Origin of the sequence: Sphingomonas sp. NPDC019816 (assembly GCF_050274375.1) — a bacterium.
GTDB lineage: Bacteria > Pseudomonadota > Alphaproteobacteria > Sphingomonadales > Sphingomonadaceae > Sphingomonas.
On record NZ_JBNNOB010000029.1, the window covers coordinates 1 to 17,564 of the forward strand.

The 17,564-nt window shown below is 66.9% G+C and carries 20 protein-coding genes; 15 read left to right on the forward strand and 5 right to left on the reverse strand.

Annotated features, from left to right (window positions below):
• From ACQKJZ_RS06650 to ACQKJZ_RS06705, 12 genes are all read left to right on the forward strand, one after another.
• Positions 1 to 769: cbb3-type cytochrome c oxidase subunit I (locus ACQKJZ_RS06650; RefSeq protein ID WP_427730468.1), on the forward strand; the 769-nt coding region annotated here is incomplete at its 5' end.
• Between the two features lie 206 nt (positions 770 to 975).
• On the forward strand, positions 976 to 2,712 hold the full coding sequence (locus ACQKJZ_RS06655; RefSeq protein ID WP_427730469.1) for a DUF1800 domain-containing protein: 1,737 nt from the start codon (positions 976 to 978) through the stop codon (positions 2,710 to 2,712).
• A complete protein-coding gene (locus ACQKJZ_RS06660) occupies positions 2,712 to 4,100 on the forward strand; it encodes a DUF1501 domain-containing protein (RefSeq protein WP_427730470.1) in 1,389 nt (462 codons plus the stop codon). Before ACQKJZ_RS06655 ends, ACQKJZ_RS06660 begins: the two co-directional genes overlap by 1 nt.
• Before the next feature lie 243 nt (positions 4,101 to 4,343).
• A complete protein-coding gene (locus tag ACQKJZ_RS06665) occupies positions 4,344 to 5,408 on the forward strand; it encodes an NAD(P)-dependent alcohol dehydrogenase (protein WP_427730471.1) in 1,065 nt (354 codons plus the stop codon).
• Positions 5,409 to 5,614: 206 nt separating this feature from the next.
• Entirely contained in the window at positions 5,615 to 6,514 is a 900-nt protein-coding gene (locus tag ACQKJZ_RS06670; RefSeq protein ID WP_427730472.1) for a heme o synthase, read from the forward strand.
• The gene (locus tag ACQKJZ_RS06675; protein ID WP_007406524.1) at positions 6,511 to 6,645 is read left to right on the forward strand and encodes a hypothetical protein; all 135 of its coding nucleotides are present in this window, start codon (positions 6,511 to 6,513) and stop codon (positions 6,643 to 6,645) included. Before ACQKJZ_RS06670 ends, ACQKJZ_RS06675 begins: the two co-directional genes overlap by 4 nt.
• Positions 6,645 to 7,184 (forward strand): cytochrome c oxidase assembly protein, encoded by a 540-nt coding sequence (locus ACQKJZ_RS06680; protein ID WP_427730473.1) that lies wholly within the window; start codon positions 6,645 to 6,647, stop codon positions 7,182 to 7,184. The genes ACQKJZ_RS06675 and ACQKJZ_RS06680 overlap by 1 nt, the downstream gene beginning before the upstream one ends.
• A gap of 37 nt (positions 7,185 to 7,221) precedes the next feature.
• Entirely contained in the window at positions 7,222 to 8,133 is a 912-nt protein-coding gene (locus tag ACQKJZ_RS06685) for a cytochrome c oxidase subunit 3 (protein ID WP_427730474.1), read from the forward strand.
• Positions 8,093 to 8,530 carry a DUF983 domain-containing protein gene (locus tag ACQKJZ_RS06690; protein WP_427730475.1) on the forward strand — a complete coding sequence of 146 codons (438 nt, stop codon included), beginning with the start codon at positions 8,093 to 8,095 and terminating at the stop codon, positions 8,528 to 8,530. Before ACQKJZ_RS06685 ends, ACQKJZ_RS06690 begins: the two co-directional genes overlap by 41 nt.
• Positions 8,527 to 9,147, forward strand: a complete 621-nt coding sequence (locus tag ACQKJZ_RS06695) for an SURF1 family cytochrome oxidase biogenesis protein (protein WP_427730476.1) — start codon at positions 8,527 to 8,529, stop codon at positions 9,145 to 9,147. Before ACQKJZ_RS06690 ends, ACQKJZ_RS06695 begins: the two co-directional genes overlap by 4 nt.
• A gap of 13 nt (positions 9,148 to 9,160) precedes the next feature.
• Positions 9,161 to 10,549, forward strand: a complete 1,389-nt coding sequence (thrC, locus tag ACQKJZ_RS06700) for a threonine synthase (RefSeq protein ID WP_427730477.1) — start codon at positions 9,161 to 9,163, stop codon at positions 10,547 to 10,549.
• 9 nt (positions 10,550 to 10,558) lie between these two features.
• Positions 10,559 to 11,428: a class I SAM-dependent methyltransferase gene (locus ACQKJZ_RS06705; RefSeq protein ID WP_314375627.1), complete on the forward strand. Its 870-nt coding sequence runs from the start codon at positions 10,559 to 10,561 to the stop codon at positions 11,426 to 11,428.
• Positions 11,429 to 11,521: 93 nt separating this feature from the next.
• Here ACQKJZ_RS06705 and ACQKJZ_RS06710 read toward each other — a convergent pair whose 3' ends face one another.
• Genes ACQKJZ_RS06710 through ACQKJZ_RS06725 form a run of 4 tightly spaced genes read right to left on the reverse strand, consistent with a single transcriptional unit; the run spans position 11,522 to position 13,925 of the window.
• On the reverse strand, positions 11,522 to 12,280 hold the full coding sequence (locus ACQKJZ_RS06710; protein ID WP_427730478.1) for a methyltransferase: 759 nt from the start codon (positions 12,278 to 12,280) through the stop codon (positions 11,522 to 11,524).
• 3 nt (positions 12,281 to 12,283) lie between these two features.
• A complete protein-coding gene (locus ACQKJZ_RS06715; protein ID WP_427730479.1) occupies positions 12,284 to 12,922 on the reverse strand; it encodes a heme exporter protein CcmB in 639 nt (212 codons plus the stop codon).
• Complete coding sequence (gene ccmA, locus ACQKJZ_RS06720) at positions 12,919 to 13,509, reverse strand: heme ABC exporter ATP-binding protein CcmA (protein ID WP_427730480.1); 591 nt, start codon at positions 13,507 to 13,509, stop codon at positions 12,919 to 12,921. The genes ACQKJZ_RS06715 and ccmA overlap by 4 nt, the downstream gene beginning before the upstream one ends.
• Positions 13,506 to 13,925 (reverse strand): metallopeptidase family protein, encoded by a 420-nt coding sequence (locus ACQKJZ_RS06725; protein ID WP_427730481.1) that lies wholly within the window; start codon positions 13,923 to 13,925, stop codon positions 13,506 to 13,508. Before ACQKJZ_RS06725 ends, ccmA begins: the two co-directional genes overlap by 4 nt.
• Here ACQKJZ_RS06725 and ACQKJZ_RS06730 point away from each other — a divergent pair.
• Entirely contained in the window at positions 13,895 to 14,272 is a 378-nt protein-coding gene (locus ACQKJZ_RS06730; protein ID WP_427730482.1) for a 4a-hydroxytetrahydrobiopterin dehydratase, read from the forward strand. The genes ACQKJZ_RS06725 and ACQKJZ_RS06730 overlap by 31 nt on opposite strands.
• A gap of 136 nt (positions 14,273 to 14,408) precedes the next feature.
• On the opposite strand, the gene ACQKJZ_RS06735 is transcribed toward ACQKJZ_RS06730, so the two are convergent.
• Complete coding sequence (locus tag ACQKJZ_RS06735) at positions 14,409 to 15,410, reverse strand: fumarylacetoacetate hydrolase family protein (RefSeq protein ID WP_427730483.1); 1,002 nt, start codon at positions 15,408 to 15,410, stop codon at positions 14,409 to 14,411.
• 289 nt (positions 15,411 to 15,699) lie between these two features.
• Between ACQKJZ_RS06735 and ACQKJZ_RS06740 the strand changes: the two genes are divergently transcribed.
• Positions 15,700 to 17,082 (forward strand): DEAD/DEAH box helicase, encoded by a 1,383-nt coding sequence (locus tag ACQKJZ_RS06740; protein WP_427730484.1) that lies wholly within the window; start codon positions 15,700 to 15,702, stop codon positions 17,080 to 17,082.
• A gap of 206 nt (positions 17,083 to 17,288) precedes the next feature.
• Positions 17,289 to 17,555: a hypothetical protein gene (locus ACQKJZ_RS06745; protein ID WP_427730485.1), complete on the forward strand. Its 267-nt coding sequence runs from the start codon at positions 17,289 to 17,291 to the stop codon at positions 17,553 to 17,555.
• The last annotated feature ends 9 nt before the right edge of the window (positions 17,556 to 17,564 follow it).

Below are 17,564 nucleotides of genomic sequence, written 5' to 3' on the forward strand. Positions count from 1 at the left end.
TTTTTCCTTCAGCCGCAAGCCCGTCTTCGGTTATCTCGGCATGGCCTACGCCATGGTCGCGATCGGCGTGGTCGGCTTCGTCGTGTGGGCGCACCACATGTTCGCCACCGGCCTCTCCGTGAACACCAAGATGTACTTCACCGCCGCGACGATGATCATCGCGGTGCCGACCGGCATCAAGATTTTCTCGTGGATCGCGACCATGTGGGGCGGCTCGATGAGCTTCAAGACGCCGATGGTCTGGGCGATCGGCTTCATATTCATGTTCACCGTCGGCGGCGTGACCGGCGTGGTGCTCGCGAACGGCGGCATCGACGATTACATGCACGACACCTATTATGTCGTGGCGCACTTCCACTATGTCCTGTCGCTGGGCGCGGTGTTCGCACTGTTCGCGGGCTTTTATTACTGGTTCCCCAAGATGTCGGGGAAGATGTATAACGAATTCCTCGGCCAGCTGCATTTCTGGGTGTTCTTCGCGGGCGTGAACCTGTTGTTCTTCCCGATGCACTTCCTGGGGCTGCAGGGGATGCCGCGGCGCTATCCCGATTACCCGGACGCCTATGCGACCTGGAATGCGGTCGCCACCCATGGCTATGAGATCATGGCCCTTGGCATGGTGATCTTCTTCGTCAATCTGGTCTGGTCGCTGGTCGCGGGCAAGCCGGCAGGCGACAATCCGTGGGGCGACGGCGCGACGACGCTGGAATGGACGCTGTCCAGCCCGCCGCCCTATCACCAGTTCGAGACGCTGCCGCGCATCCACTGATCGCGGACGGCCCAACCATCTTCCCGGGGGCTTCGGAGCATCGCTCTGAGGCCCTTTTTGTTACGCAATCTCAACGATATGGCCGTTTCGGCCAGATGAGGCCCTTGCGCGACGAACGGTGGAACCCTTTCACCGATCGTTAGGCACGCTCGCCGCATTTTGCCGGTGGTTCGCAGCGATGGCGATCACAGCGGAACGGACGAGCGATGACGAAGTGGGACGATTACGTCGCAGGTTCGCCAGAGGCGGGCTCGGGCGACCAGGGTCAACGGACAGGCGAGTGGAGCGGCGACGCTGTGGCGACGACGGGCGCAGCGCTACCGCTGCTCGCGCTGGCCGCATGCGGAGGCGGCGGCGGTGACGGCGGCGGCGGCAGCACGTCGGTCGCGACCCCCGCCGGCGGCACGACACCGTCCGCCCCGATCGTCGTGGTCACCCCCCCGCCCACCGCCATGGAGGCCAGCCGATTCCTGGCCCAAGCGACGATGGGCGCGACGCGAGCGCTGATCGATACGGTCGTCTCGCGCGGCTATGACGGCTGGCTGACCGACCAGTTCGCGATGCCGCGCGCCATCACCCATTATGACTGGCTGTACGCCAATGGTCATGCCGAGGAGATCAACCGCTTCAAGCTGAACGGGTTCGACCCGACGATGTGGCGGCAGCTTATCGTCGAGCCCGACCAGCTGCGCCAGCGGGTCGGCATGGCGCTGCTCGACATCTTCGTCGTCGGGGTCGACGGCGTTATCAACTCCTGGCGGTCCTTCTCGATGGCCGCCTATGTCGACATCCTGCTGAACAACGCCTTCGGCAATTATCGCGAGTTGATGGGCGCGGTGACGACCAGCTTCGCGATGAGCAGCTTCCTCACCTATTTCCAGAACCGCAAGGCGAACCCGACCACGGGTACCCAGCCCGACGAGAATTACGCCCGCGAACTGATGCAGCTGTTCACCATCGGGCTGTACCAGCTGAACATGGACGGCTCGCTGAAGATGAGCGGGGGCCAGCCGATCGAGACCTATAGCCAGGCCGATGTGTCGGGGCTGGCGCGGGTCTTCACCGGGCTGGTCCATCCCAATTTCGAGGATGCGCCGCCGCGCTACCTGAACCCGCTGGTCATCAATGCCGGCATGAACGAGACGGGCGCCTCCAATTTCCTGGGCACCACCGTCAGCGGCGGCGGCATGGCCGCGATCAACAGCGCGCTCGACACGATCTTCGCCCATCCCAACGTGCCGCCCTTCGTCTCGAAACAGCTGATCCAGCGATTGGTGACGAGCAATCCCTCCCCCGCCTATATCAACCGGGTCGCGACCAAGTTCGCCGATAACGGCCAGGGCGTGCGCGGCGACATGAAGGCGGTGATCCGCGCCATCCTGCTCGACAGCGAGGCGCGCACCCTCCCCGCCAGCGGCGCGATCGGCAAGCTGCGCGAACCGGTGATCCGCTTCACCAACTGGGCGCGCGCCTTCGGTGCCACATCACCCTCCAACGCCTGGGCGATCGGCGACACCAATGCCGTCACCCGGCTGAACCAGACCAAGGGGCGCAGCCCGTCGGTCTTCAACTTCTACCGCCCCGGCTATACCCCCGTGGGCACCGCGCTCGCGACCAGCGGGCTGGTCGCGCCGGAGTTCCAGATCACCAACGAACAGACGGTGATCGGCTATGTGAACTTCATGTACGGCGTGATCGCCAACGGCATCGGCGACGTGAAGGCGGACTATACCAATATCCTGACGCTCGCCGCCGACTCCAAGGCGCTGGTCGACGAGATCAACCTCGTGCTCGCCGCCGGGCAATTGTCGAGCGCGATGCAAGCGGCGATCCGCGGCGCGGTCGACGGCGTCTCGGCGACCGCGAGCGATGGTTCGATCAACCGGGTCGGCATCGCCATCCTGCTGACCATGGCCTCCCCCGAATATCTGAACCTGCGGTGATGAGCATGATGCAAGACCAGTCACGTCGCGCCTTCCTCAAGCGCAGCGCGCTGCTCGGCCTGGCCGGCACCGCCACCCCCTTCGTCTCCAGCCTGGCCGCGATCGGCGAGGCGGCGGCCGCCACCGCGTCCGACTACAAGGCGCTGGTGTGCGTGTTCCTGTATGGCGGCAACGACTATGCCAACACGCTGGTCCCCTATGACGAGACCAGCTTCGCCGCCTATCGCGCCGCGCGCCCCAATATCGCCTATCAGCGCGACGCGCTCGCGGGCAGCGTCCTCAACCCGGCGGCCGCGCTGCCCGGGGGCCGCGCCTATGCGCTGTCGCCCGCCATGTCCGAGCTGCGCCAGCTGTTCGATGCGGGCAAGATGGCGGTGGCGCTGAACGTCGGTACGCTGGTCGAGCCGACCACCAAGACCCAATATACCAACCGCACGGTCAAGCTGCCGCCCAAGCTGTTCAGCCACAACGACCAGCAGAGCTTCTTTCAGGCGTCCAACCCCGAAGGCGCGACCAGCGGCTGGGGCGGGCGGATCGGCGACGTGTTCCAGAACGGCAACGGCACCGCCGCGCTGACCTGCATCAACACCAGCGGCAACGCCATCTATCTGAGCGGGCGGACCGCGATCCAATATGCGGTGGGCACCGGCGGCCCGGTCGCGCTGCTGAACAACAGCAAGACGCTCTATGGTTCGTCCGCCGCGCTGGAGGCGTTGCGCGGCGTGATGACCGCCGAGTCGAGCTATGCGATGGCGACCGAACATGCCCGCATCACCAAGCGCGCCTTCGACGTGCAGGCACAGCTCAGCAGCGCGCTGGCCGGTGCGCCGAGCGGCAATTTCCCGCTTTTTCCCTCGGGAAACACGCTGGCCGACCAGCTGAAGATGGTCGCGCGGATGATCTCGGTCAGCCAGACCCTCGGCCTCAAGCGCCAGGTCTTCTTCGTCTCGATGGGCGGGTTCGACCTGCACGACAATCTGGTCGCGCAGCATCCCGGCCTGTTGTCCAAGGTGTCGGCCGCGATGAAGGCCTTTTACGACACCACCGCCGCGATGGGCGTCGCGCATCAGGTGACCAGCTTCACCGCGTCCGATTTCGGGCGAACGCTCCAGTCCAATGACGGCGGCGCGGACCATGGCTGGGGCGGCATGCACTTCGTCGTCGGCGGCGCGGTGCGCGGCCAGCGCTTCTATGGCAAGGCGCCGATCGTCGGCGTCAACACCAGCGACGATGTCGGCGGCGGCCGCCTGCTGCCGAGCATGTCGGTCGACCAATATGCCGCGACGCTGGCCAGCTGGTTCGGGATCGATGCGGGGGGCTTGCGTACCGTGCTGCCCAATATCGGCAATTACGATGCCTCGTCATGGAACCAGGGGTTCATGGGGTAATATCGACGCTTGTCCGTCATGGAGCGAGGTCATTCGACAGGTTCTGGAGCAGGATCGCGGATGACCTCGCCAGGATATTCAACAGTTCCCCATGTAACGTTACAACATAATCTGTCACGGCAATTGTCCGATCACTGTCGATCGGAAAACTTCGGCGCGGGCAGGACTGGCATGGACCATCGCGGAACCCATATGGACGCCGCGATCGTTGGGTCGCGTCACCGTTTTCCTACAGGAGCTTCCATGCCCACTCCCGCCAAGGGTTATGCCGCCCAGACGGCCGAGACCCCGCTCGCGCCCTTCTCGTTCGAGCGTCGCGACCCGCAAGGTGACGATGTCGCCATCGACATCCTCTATTGCGGCGTCTGCCACTCCGACCTGCACACCGCGCGGGGCGAGTGGGCGGGCACGCAGTATCCATGCGTGCCGGGCCATGAAATCGTCGGCCGCGTGACGGCGGTCGGTGGCGACGTGACCAAGTATCAGGTCGGCGATCTGGTCGGCGTCGGCTGCATGGTCGATTCTTGCGGCCACTGCCCCTCCTGCCATGACGGCGAGGAGCAATATTGCGAGACGACCGGGTTCGTCGGCACCTATAACGGCCCCGATCCCGTCTTGGGCGGTCATACCTTTGGCGGCTATTCCGACCATATCGTGGTCAAGGAAAGCTTCGTCCTGAAGATCAACCATGACGAAGGTGATCTGGCCGCCGTCGCGCCGCTGCTGTGCGCGGGCATCACCACCTATTCGCCGCTGCGCCACTGGAAGGTGGGGCCGGGCCAGAAGGTCGGCATCGTCGGCCTGGGTGGTCTGGGCCATATGGGCGTGAAGATCGCCGCCGCGATGGGGGCCGAGGTCTATGTCTTCTCGACCTCACCGAACAAGGCCGAGGATGCCAAGCGGCTGGGCGCGAAGGAACTGATCGTCTCGAAGGACGAGGCGCAGATGGCAAACCACGCGAACAGCTTCGACTTCATCCTGAGCACGGTCGCCGCGCCGCATAACTTGGACGCATTCCTGATGCTGCTGAAGCGCGACGGGACGATGACGCTGGTCGGCGTGCCCGATTCGCCGCACCCCTCGCCCTCGGTCGGCAACCTCGTCTTCCGCCGCCGGTCGCTGGCCGGCTCGCTGATCGGCGGCATCGCCGAGACGCAGGAGATGCTCGACTTCTGTCATAGCCACGGCCTGACCGCCGATATCGAAATGATCGCGATGGACGAGGTCAACACCGCCTATGACCGGATGCAGAAGAGCGATGTGAAGTATCGCTTCGTCATCGACATGGCGACGTTGAAGCAGGCGTAACGTCAGTGTGTCTCACGCCCCTCCCGTAAACGGGAGGGGATGGGGGAGGGGAAGCCACGGGTGTCGGTCTCGGTGAGACTCCCTGCCCTCCCCCCGGCCCCCTCCCGCCTGCGGGAGGGGGTGCGCTTGTGGCGGGCGGCAGTATCGTTCCAAGGCGACCGCTTCGATTGCCCCCCTCCCCGCCAAGCCCTATATGCGGGACGCCCATGTCCAGCATTCCCTCCTCCGTCTTCGTCCCCGCCGACTGGCGCGACTTTCTGGCGCTCACCAAGCCGCGGGTGATGACGCTGGTGGTGTTCACCGGCCTGTGCGGCATGCTGGCCGCGCCGGTCGGGATCGATCCGGTGATCGGCTTCACCGCGATCCTATGCATCGCGCTGGGCGCGGGCGCGGCGGGGGCGCTGAACCAATGGTATGAGGCGGACCTCGACGCGCTGATGAAGCGCACCGCCAAGCGGCCATTGCCCGCAGGGCGGATGAGCCGCGAATCGGCGCTGCATTTCGGGGTGGGGCTGGCCTGTTTTTCGGTGCTGCTGATGGGGCTGGCGGTCAATTATGTCGCAGCCGGCATCCTGACCGTCTCGATCCTCTTTTACGTGCTGGTCTATACCGTCTGGCTGAAGCGCCGGACGCCGCAGAATATCGTCATCGGCGGCGCGGCGGGTGCGTTTCCGCCGCTGATCGGCTGGGCGGCGGCGACCGGCGAGATCGCGCTCCTCCCCTTCCTGCTCTTCAGCCTCGTCTTCCTGTGGACGCCGCCGCATTTCTGGGCGCTCGCGCTGTTCGTGAAGACCGATTACGCCAATGCCGGCGTGCCGATGCTGCCCGTGGTCGCCGGCGAGCGGGTGACGCGCGCGCAGATCGGGCTCTACACCATCCCGATGGCGATCGCCGCCGTCGCGCCTTGGCCGCTGGGGCTGACCGGGCCAATCTATGGCCTGATCGCGACCGCCGGCACCGCGCTGTTCGCGCTCTACGCCGCCATCGTGGCCTTTCGTCATACCCAGACCGACGACACGATGAAGCCCGAGAAGCGGTTGTTCAAATACTCGATTCTCTATCTTTTCCTTCTCTTTGGCGCGCTGGTGGTGGATCGTTGGGCATGACGCCTGACGATTCGAATCGGATTCGCGCCAAGCAGCGCGCCCGCGCCACCGTGATGGCCCTGCTGCTCGGCTTTCTGGTGGTGCTGATCTTCTTCATCACTTTATCCAAAATCCGGTCGGGGATGCACTGATGCGCCTGACGCGGCAGACCCGGACGGTGGTTTTCGCGGTGTTCGGCGTGGTGTTCATGACCGGCCTCGCCTGGGCCAGCGTGCCGCTCTACCGCATGTTCTGCCAGGTGACCGGCTATCAGGGCACGACGCAGCGGGGCAGCGAGGCGCCGGGCAGCGTCCATCGCCAGATCCGCGTCGATTTCGACGCCAATGTCGCCTCGCGGCTCGCCTGGACCTTCAAGCCCGAAAACCCGCACGAAACCGTTGATATCGGCGCGCGCGACATGGTGTTCTTCACCGCGACCAACAACGCCAAGGTGCCGGTGACGGGCACCGCGACGTTCAACGTCACCCCCGATCAGGCCGGCCGCTACTTCACCAAGATCCAGTGTTTCTGCTTCACCCAGCAGACGCTGCAACCCGGCGAGACGGTGCGGATGCCGGTGATCTTCTTCGTCGACCCCAAGATCCTGAACGACCCCGACGCGAAGGACATCGAGACCATCACCCTGTCCTATACATTTTACCCGGTGGATTCGGGGAAGAAAGCAGGTTAGCCTGCCCCCAAAATAGCAAAATCATAGGGACGGGATCATGGCTGGCGCGAAGAACCACGACTATCACATCCTGCCGCCGAGCCCCTGGCCGCTGGCCAGTTCGATGTCGGCGCTGCTGATGGCCTCGGGCGCGATCATGTGGATGCACAGCGTGCAGGGCGGCGGCTGGGCCTTTCTGGCGGGTCTGGCGGCGGTGCTGTTCTGCATGGGCAGCTGGTGGGCGGACGTGGTGCGCGAGGCGCATCATGGCGACCATACCCCGGTCGTCCAGCTTCACTTCCGCTATGGCATGATCCTGTTCATCGCCTCCGAAGTCATGTTCTTCGTCGGCTGGTTCTGGGCCTTTTTCGACTTCGCGCTGTTCCCGACCGCGATGAGCTTCGTCGACGGACAGGTCGAGCGCGCCGCCGAGGGCGCCACCGCCATCGCCGCGACTTGGCCACCCAAGGGGTTGGAGGTGATCGACGCCTTCAAGCTGCCCCTCCTCAATACGCTGATCCTACTGACCAGCGGCACTACCGTCACCTGGGCGCACCATGCGCTGATCCACAACCAGCGTGGCGGCGAGAAGAAGGGGCTGTGGGGCGCGCTGGGCGTCGGCGACCGCGACGGCGTGCTGAAGGGGCTGTGGCTGACGGTGATCCTGGGTCTGATCTTCAGCGCGATCCAGGCCTATGAATACATGCACGCGCCCTTTCCCTTCAAGGGCATCAACTATGGCGCGGCCTTCTTCATGGCGACCGGTTTCCATGGTTTCCACGTCATCGTCGGCACCATTTTCCTGATCGTCTGCCTGATCCGCGCCTATCGCGGCGACTTCACCCCGCGCCAGCATTTCGGCTTCGAGGCGGCGGCCTGGTACTGGCATTTCGTCGACGTGGTGTGGCTGTTCCTGTTCGTCACCATCTATGTCTGGGGTGGCTGGGGCGCCCCGGTTCATAGTGGCTGATACCCCTCCGACCATATCGCAGGCTGCGTTTCAGGGGCTGTGTCCGCGTTGCGGCCAGCCCCATTTGTTTGCCGGGCCGGTCTTTTCAGCCCAGGTGGTGACCTTTGCCGAGCGTTGCGCGGCCTGCGGACTGGACTTCACCCGCTTCAATGTCGGAGACGGACCGGCGGCGTTCCTGACCCTGATCCTGGGCACGATCATCACCATCATGGCGATCGGGGTCGAACTGACGCTGCACCCGCCGCTGTGGCTGCACATGCTGATATGGCTGCCGCTGACCGCGATCGGCGTGGTCTATAGCTTGCGCATTGCCAAGGGTGCGTTGATGGCCGCCGAATATCGCAACGAGGCACGCGAAGGCGCGGTCGCCGAGCCCGAGCGGGATGACGAGGCATGAGGCGCTTGCCCATCCTGCCGACGCTGATCGTCGGCCTGGCGGTCGCCGCGATGATCGCGCTGGGCCTGTGGCAGTTGCTCGATCGCCTGCCGCAGAAACAGGCTTATCTCGCCCAGCTGGCCGCCAACCCGACGCGCGCACCGATCGCCTACCCCCTTTTCCCCGACGAAAGCCTGCTTTTCCGCCATACGGTCGGCGACTGCCCGCCGCCGGTGACGCTCCGCCGCGCCGGCGCCGGTGCGGCCGGGTTCCGGCTGATCGCCACCTGCTCGGTGCCGCGCGGATCGATGCAGGTGCAGTTGGGCACCACGCATGACCCACGTGCCGAAATCCAATGGCCGGGCGGACGGGTCAGCGGCTATATCGCCCATGCCCCCGACAGCCGCTCGCTGATCCAGTCGGCCTTCGATCATCGCCCGCAAGCCATGATGCTGGTCGCCGACACCCCGGCCGCCGGGCTGGAGCCGAACCCCAGCCCCGCGATCGACGCGGTGCCCAACAACCACTTGGCCTATGCGGTCCAATGGTTCCTGTTCGCCGGCATCGCCGTAATTATCTATGCTTTGGCGGTCGTTCGGCGCAATCGAATGGTTGTGACAAGCGCCGCACCCCGTTAAGCCGCACCGCATCATGCGCTATATCAGTACCCGTGGCTCCGCCCCCGCCCTCGATTTCCGGGGTGCGACCCTGGCCGGCCTCGCCAGCGATGGCGGTCTCTATGTCCCCGAGACCTGGCCCAGCCTGACGCCCGAGGACATCGAAGGACTGGCCGGCCTGTCCTATGCGCAGACCGCCGCGCGGATCATGGCGCCGTTCGTCGGCGACAGCCTGAGCGCGGAGGAATTGCAGGGCCTGTGCGATGCCGCCTATGGCCGTTTCTCGCACGCCGCCGTCACGCCGCTGGTCCAGCTCGACCATGACCAGTGGCTGCTCGAGCTGTTCCACGGCCCGACGCTGGCGTTCAAGGACGTCGCGCTCCAGATGCTGGGCCTGCTGTTCGAACGCTTCCTGCGCGGCACCGACACCCGGCTGACCATCGTCGGCGCGACCAGCGGCGACACCGGCTCGGCGGCGATCGACGCGGTGGCGGGGCGCGCCAATATCGACATCTTCATGCTGCACCCGGCGGGCCGCGTCACCGATATTCAGCGCCGCCAGATGACGACGGTGCTCGCCCCCAACGTCCACAATATCGCGATCGAGGGCAATTTCGACGACGCGCAAGCACTGGTGAAGGCGATGTTCAACGACCGCGACTTTGCCGATCGGCACACGCTGTCGGCGGTCAACTCGATCAACTGGGCGCGGTTGATGGCGCAGGTCGTCTATTATTTCTATGCCGCCGTACGGCTGGGCGCACCGGGCAGGCGCATCGCCTTCTCGGTGCCGACGGGCAATTTCGGCGACGTGTTCGCCGGCTATGTCGCGGCGCGCATGGGCCTGCCCATCGCGCGGCTGATCGTCGCGACCAACGTCAACGACATCCTCCACCGCGCGCTTTCCTCCGGCGATTATTCCAAGGGACAGGTGCAGGCGACCGCCACCCCCTCAATGGACATTCAGGTCAGCTCCAATTTCGAGCGGCTGCTGTTCGACGCCAATGGCCGCGACGGGGCGGCGCTGGCGGCGCAGATGAAGGGGTTCGAGGGGTCGGGCGCGATGCGGCTGACCAATGCGCAGAGCCAGGCCATCGCTCCGCTGTTCACCAGCACGCGCGTCGATGCCGATGACATGAGCCGTGCGATGCGCTGGGCGGCGGACCATACCGGCCAGATCCTCGACCCGCACACCGCCATCGCCCTGTCCGCCGCGCGCGCCGCGGAGAACGACGTGCCGGTGGTGACGCTGGCCACCGCGCACCCGGCCAAGTTCACCGACGCGGTCGAACGCGCGACCGGCGTCCGGCCGCCTTTGCCCCGCCGCGTTGGCGACCTGTTCGAGCGCGAGGAGCGGTTCGAGACTCTGCCCGCCACATTCGAAGCGGTTACGGCCTATATCGACGGGCGTTCTTTGCGCTAACGGGGGCGCATGACACTCGAAACGATGATTGGTGAGCCCTGGGCGGATTACGGGCTGGTGGATTCGGGCCATGGCCGCAAGCTGGAACGCTATGGCCGGTTCCGCTTCATCCGCCCCGAGCCGCAGGCGATGTGGGCACCTGCCACCACCGACTGGCGCGCGGCGGCCGAGTTCGTGCCCGGCTCGGACGAGGATGGCGGCGGCCGCTGGAATTTCAACGAGCCGGTCCCGCGCGACGGCTGGCCGCTCAAGTGGAACGAGGTGCGCTTTACCGCGCAGAACACGCCGTTCCGCCATCTGGGCTTCTTCCCCGACATGGCGCCGGTGTGGAGCTGGATGCGCGAGCAGGTGGCCGATCTGGAATCGCCCGAATGCATGAACCTGTTCGGCTATACCGGCGTCGGCACGCTGGCGATGGCGAGCGCGGGGGCCAAGATGGTCCATGTCGATGCGTCGAAGAAGTCGGTCGAGGCGGCGCGCGGAAATGCGATGCTGTCGGGCCTGGGCGATGCGCCGGTGCGCTGGATCATCGACGACGCGGCCAAGTTCGTCGCGCGCGAGGGGCGGCGCGGGCGGCGTTATGACGGCATATTGCTCGACCCGCCCAAATATGGACGCGGGCCGGAGGGCGAGGTCTGGCGGCTGGAAGAGGATCTGCCCGGCCTGATCGCCGATTGCCGCAAGCTGCTCGATGAGAATTCGCGCTTCCTGTTCCTGACCGTCTATGCGGTGCGCATGTCGGCGCTGGCGATCGGCGAGATGCTGCGCCAAGTGATGGGCGACCTGCCGGGCAAGGTGGAATGCGGCGAACTGGGCGTGCGCGAGGAAGCGCGCGGGCTGATCCTGCCCACCGCCATTTGGGCGCGGTGGAGCCGGTAAGAACTCCTCGCCCCACTCCCGCCCTCCGTTCATGCTGAGCGAAGTCGAAGCACACGCCCCGCCTCTCGCGTCGCGCGTGGCCTTCGACTTCGCTCAGGCTGAACGGGGATCGGGGATGTCAATCAACGCGACCTCATAGGTCGCCACCGCCCCGCCGGCCTCGAACGCCCGCGCGATCCGCCGCATCGCGCCGGGCGGGATCGGCCGATGCCCCTCGCGTGGGGTCCCCGCCCCGATCGCCCGCAGCGCGCGCACGAAGTCCGCTGCTGACCGGTGCCGCTGCTCGAACGTCCGCGTCGTGATGCGCCACCCCGTCTCCGCCAGCGTCCCAACGGACGGATAGGCCGGGCTCCCCGCCGCAAATCCCTCCGCCCGGTGCGCATCATGCCAGTCGGCGAAGGTCCCTTCGACTAGCGTCGTCACCAGCATCCGCCCGCCCGGTGCGAGATGCGCCGCCAGCCGCCGCAACCCCGCCACCAGATCGCCGAACCACTGCACCGCCAGACTGCTGACGATCAGATCGAACGCCGCCTCGCCCGCCAGATCGGGATGCTCGCCATCCAAGACGCGGCCCCGCACCCCCGGCATCCGCGCCTGCCCGCGCGCCAGCATCTCGGGCGCGATATCGGTCATCAGCCAGTCGGGCCGATCGAGCCGGGGCCATGCCGCCTGCGTCAGGAAGCCTGTGCCACACCCGACCTCCAGCACGCGCGGGGCGGGCGGCGCGACCGCGACGATCCGCTCGGCGAGCCATGCGGCCACCTGCCGCTGGACCACGGCATGCGTGTCATAGGCCGCCGCCGCGTCAAAGGCCTGCGCGATCCGCGCCCGCGATGGGGTCTGCGCGGCCATGGCTCAGTCCCGGACCGACCGGATCGCCGCCGCCGCCAGCCATGGTGCACCAGCCACCAGCAACAAGGAGAGCGCGGCGAGCAGCTTGGCCCCGCCCATGCCGTCATCGCTCGCTCCGAAGATCAGCAGCGGCAGCGCCAGCGGTAACAGCAATAGCCCCGCCACCGCACCCGCCCCGCGCAGCCCAGCGGTCAGCGCGCCGGTCGCCACCGCCAGCGCCGCCAGCCCCGGCGTACCCAGCAGCAACCCCAGCTCGACCCGCATCACCGCCGCACCGTCCAGCCCGAACAATCCGCTCGCGACCAGCGCCGCCAGCATCAACGGCGGTGCGAAGGCCAGCCAGTGCGCGACGATCCGCAGCACCATCACCAGCGGCAGCGACAATCCGCGCACCGCCGCCTGGTCGAACCAGCCCGACTCACAATCGGGCGCGACCAGCCGATCGACCGGCAACAGCGCCGCCAGCAAGGCCGCGACCCAGATCGCCCCCGCTCCGATCCGCGCCAGCATTGCCCGGTCGGGACCGATCGCGAAGGGGAACAGGATGACCGCCAACAGGAAGAAGCCGCAGACCAGCCCCGCGCCGCCGCCGGCATAGCCGCGCCGCACATCGCGCGCGATCAGCGTCCAGGCCGCGCTCATGCCGGCACCCGTTCATCAAGCGCCAGGGTGCGCGCGCCCGGCACCGACAGCGGCTGATGCGTGGTCAGCACCACCGCGCCGCCGCCCGCCCGGTGGTGGGCGATGACCTGCTCCAGCATCGTGAGCCCTGTGCTGTCCAGACCATTGCCCGGCTCGTCGAGCAGCCAGAGCGGCGCCTGCGATGCCAGTACCCGCGCCAGTGCGGCGCGGCGTCGTTGCCCGGTGGACAATAGGCGCACCGGAATCCCGGCGATGGGCGACAGGCCGACGGTGGCCAGCGCCGCCGCCACCCGCTCGCGCGCCGCCGCCCCGCGATCGAGCCGCGCCCAGAAGGTCAGCGCATCCGCGAGCGTCCGTTCGGTATCCAGCGCCAGATCGTCGGTCATCAACGCCACGGGTGCGGATCGCACCATCGTGCCGTCGAACGGGGCGAGCAAGCCCGCGGCGACGCGCAACAGGCTGGACTTGCCGATGCCGTTGGGGCCGGTGACGATCGCGGCCTCGCCGGGCGCGAGGTCGAGCGATACGCCGGCGAACAACAGCCGCCCGCCGCGCGCGCAGGCGACCCGGGTCAGGGACAGGATCACGCCGCCGGGCCGTCCACCGCATCTTCCAGCGCGTGCATGTCGTCGTCGGACAGGCCGAAATGATGGCCGATCTCATGGATCATCACATGCGCGACCAGATCGTCGAGCCGCACCCCCGTCTCGATCCATTCGTCCAAGATCGCGCGGCGATACAGATGGATGCGATCGGGCACGCCGCCGGAATCCATGCTGCTTTTCTCGCCCACCGGTCGACCATGATACAGGCCGGTCAGGTCGAGCGGATGCTCGATGCCCAGCGCCGCCAGCGTCTCGTCATCGGCATAATCCTCGACGATCAGCACCACATCGCCCAGATGCGCGGCGAACGCCGCCGGCAGCCGCGCCATCGCCGCCCGCGCGATCGCCTCGATCACTTCGATTCCCGGTGCTTCACCGATCGCGACTTGCCCGCTCATGCGCGCCGTCATACCGCTGGGGCCGACCAAAGAACAAGACAAGCAAGGGGACGCAGATGGTGGAGCGGCTGAGCGAGCTGGACCGGGACGAGGCGCTGGACGATCTGCCCGACTGGGATTGGGACGAAGGCCGCGATGCGATCAGCCGCCGGTTCGTCTTCGCCGATTTCAGCGAGGCGTTCGGATTCATGACCCGCGTCGCGCTGCTGGCGGAAAAGGCCGACCATCACCCCGAATGGTCCAATGTCTGGAACCGGGTCGACATCGTCCTGACCACCCACGACGCCGGCGGCCTGTCGGCGCGCGACATCGCCATGGCCGAGGCGATCGACGCTTTGGTGGAATAAACTCCTCCGCATCGTCAGATTGGGAGGGGGACCGCGCCCGCAGGGCGTGGTGGAGGGGCATGGCCGGTCTGACCGCCCCTCCACCACCGCTTCGCGGCGGTCCCCCTCCCCAAGCGCAGCTTAGGGAGGAATAGGCTTACTCGACCGTCTGTTCGATCGCGCCGAAGATCGAGTGGTGGCGGTCGTCCTCCATCCAGATGCGCACCGTATCGCCCTTCTTCAGGAACGGCGTCACGGGCGCGCCGCCACGGATCGTCTCGATCATCCGCACCTCGGCGATGCAGCTATAACCAACCCCGCCCTCGGCGACGGGCTTGCCGGGGCCGCCATCGGTATCGCGGTTGGACACGGTGCCTGAGCCGATGATCGTCCCCGCCCCCAGCGCGCGGGTCTTGGCCGCATGTGCCACCAGCGTGCCGAAGTCGAAGGTCATGTCCTCGCCCGCATCGGCGCGGCCGAAGGGCTGGCCGTTGAGATCGACGCGCAGCACGCGGCGCAGCTTGCCGTCCTGCCACCAGTCGCCCAGCGATTCCGGCGTGACGAAGACGGGCGAAAAGGCCGAGGCCGGCTTGGACTGGAAGAAGCCGAAGCCCTTGGCCAGTTCGCCGGGGATCAGCCCGCGCAGCGACACGTCGTTGGTCAGCCCGATCAGCCGGATCGCCGCCAGCGCCTCGTCACGGGTGGCACCCTGGGGCACGTCGCCGGTGACGACTACAACCTCGCCCTCCAGGTCGCAGCCCCAGCTTTCATCGGCCAGCGGAATGGCGTCGCGCGGTCCCAGGAACCCGTCCGATCCGCCCTGATACATGAGCGGATCGTGCCAGAAGCTGTCGGGCAGTTCCGCCCCGCGCGCCTGCCGTACCAAGGCGACATGATTCACATAGGCCGATCCGTCCGCCCATTGATAGGCGCGCGGCAGCGGCGAGGCGGCGTCATGCTCATGGAAACGCGCGCGCGGAATTGCCTCATGATCCAGGTCGGTGGCCAGATTGGCGAGCGCGGCCGCATGCGTCTCCCAATCGTCGAGCGCGGCCTGCAGCGTCGGCACGATATGCCCCGCATCCGCATACCAGGCGAGGTCGCTCGACACGACGACCAGCTTGCCGTCGCGACCGTGTTTGAGACTGGCGAGTTTCATGCAGGACTCCTCTTCGCTAACTGGTATCGGATGTAACCATCCGTCCGCGCTTGTCACGCATTGGGGCGATGATCCTGCCCGAAACTTGACTTTTGGCAATGGCCAGCGCACATGCCCGCCCGTCGAGGCGTCCACTCGCAGCGTGAACGGACCTTTTGGTCCCGGCTCCGCCCCGACCCTGTCTTCAGGCTTCCCTTGTCACGCGGGGTGTCATCAACCCCGGCGCTGCTTCTCGCGGCCCCCAGATGCACGTCGTCGTGACTCGCGCGCCATGTCAGAAAGTAATTCCATGTCCTTTTCCGAACTCGGCCTTGCCGAGCCGCTCGTCCGTGCGCTCGAAGCCAAGGGCTATTCCGAACCCACGCCGATCCAGCGCGACTCGATCCCGACGCTGCTGGAAGGCCGCGACCTGCTGGGCATCGCGCAGACCGGCACCGGCAAGACGGCCGCCTTCGTCCTCCCCTCGATCCAGCGTCTGGTCGAGGCGAACAAGCGCGTCCTGCCGACCCATTGCCGGATGCTCGTCCTCGCCCCTACCCGCGAGCTGGCCAGCCAGATCGCCGACAATGCCAAGGGCTATGCCAAATTCTCCAAGCTGGCGGTCGCGACCGTCTTCGGCGGCACCAGCATCAACAAGAACCGACAGGATTTGTCGCGCGGCGTCGATATCCTGGTCGCCACGCCGGGCCGTCTGATCGACCTGGTCGAGCAGGGTTTCCTCAACCTGTCGATGATCGAGATCCTGGTGCTGGATGAGGCCGACCAGATGCTCGACCTGGGCTTCATCCACGCGCTGCGCCGCATCGTGAAGATGATCCCGCGCAAGCGCCAGACGCTGTTCTTCTCGGCTACCATGCCCGCCGCGATCCGCGATCTGGCCGACAAGTTCCTCGACAATCCGGCGACCGTCTCGGTCACGCCCGTGTCGACCACCGCCGAGCGCGTCGACCAGTCGGTGACCTTCGTGACGCAACAGGAAAAGCAGGCGCTGCTGACCATCCTGCTCGCCGATCCGGCGATCGAGCTGGCGCTGGTCTTCACCCGCACCAAGCATGGCGCCGACCGCGTCGTGAAGCTGCTGGCGGGCAACGGCATCGCCGCCAACGCGATCCACGGCAACAAGAGCCAGGGCCAGCGCGAGCGCGCGCTGGGCGAGTTCCGGTCGGGCCAGACCCGCGTGCTGGTGGCGACCGACATCGCCGCGCGCGGCATCGACATTCCGGGCGTCAGCCACGTCTTCAACTTCGAACTGCCCAACGTCGCCGAGCAATATGTTCACCGCATCGGCCGCACCGCGCGTGCCGGTCGCTCGGGCCTGGCCATCGCCTTCTGCGCCGAGGATGAGCGTCCCTATCTGAAGGACATCGAGAAGCTGACGCGGCAGAAGATCACCGTCGTGCCGCTTCCCGCCGACTTCGTGAAGCGCGCCGAGACGATCAAGTCGCAGCGGGTGAAGGCGATCGGCGCCGATCCCGCGCCACGCGTCGACCGTCCCCGCGATCCGGCGCGTCCGCGCGCCACGCATCACCCGCGCGCGACCGACACCCGCGCGCCGCAGGGTCGCCAGCCGCGCCGTCGTGGCGGCGGTGGTGGCGCCGGTGGTCCGGGCGGCGGCGGCCGTGGTCGCGGCGGTCGTCCCGGCGGCGGTGCCGGTCGCGGCGCGCAGGGCTGATCGCCTCCTCATCGCTCTTAAGCCCCCCCCCGCAGGCGGGAGGGGTTTGGGGAGGGCACGGAGTCTCATCGAGACCAACGCGTGTGGCATCCCCTACCCCATCCCCTCCCGCCTGCGGGAGGGGCGTGCCCCGCCGCAGATACTGGCACCATTCCCCCCTCTCCCGCGTTGATCGCGTAACGATCCACGCTTCAGGAGAGGTTGCCATGGATATTGCCCACACCCCCGCCGCCGAACGCATCGCGCGCGTGCTGTGCGGCCAGCGGTTGAGCGCCAATGCCGGGGGCGATTCCGAATCCGCCGCCCGGCTGGTCGACGATCATTGGCGCGAGCATATGGCCGACGCGCTGGCCGTGCTGCGCACCTTGCGTGAGCCCGATCAGGCGATGGCCGATGCGGGCGATCCGGCGATCTGGGAAAAGATGGTGCTGGTCGCGGTCGAGGCCGCCAAGCCGCCCAAGGTCACGCTGTAAAACCCTCCC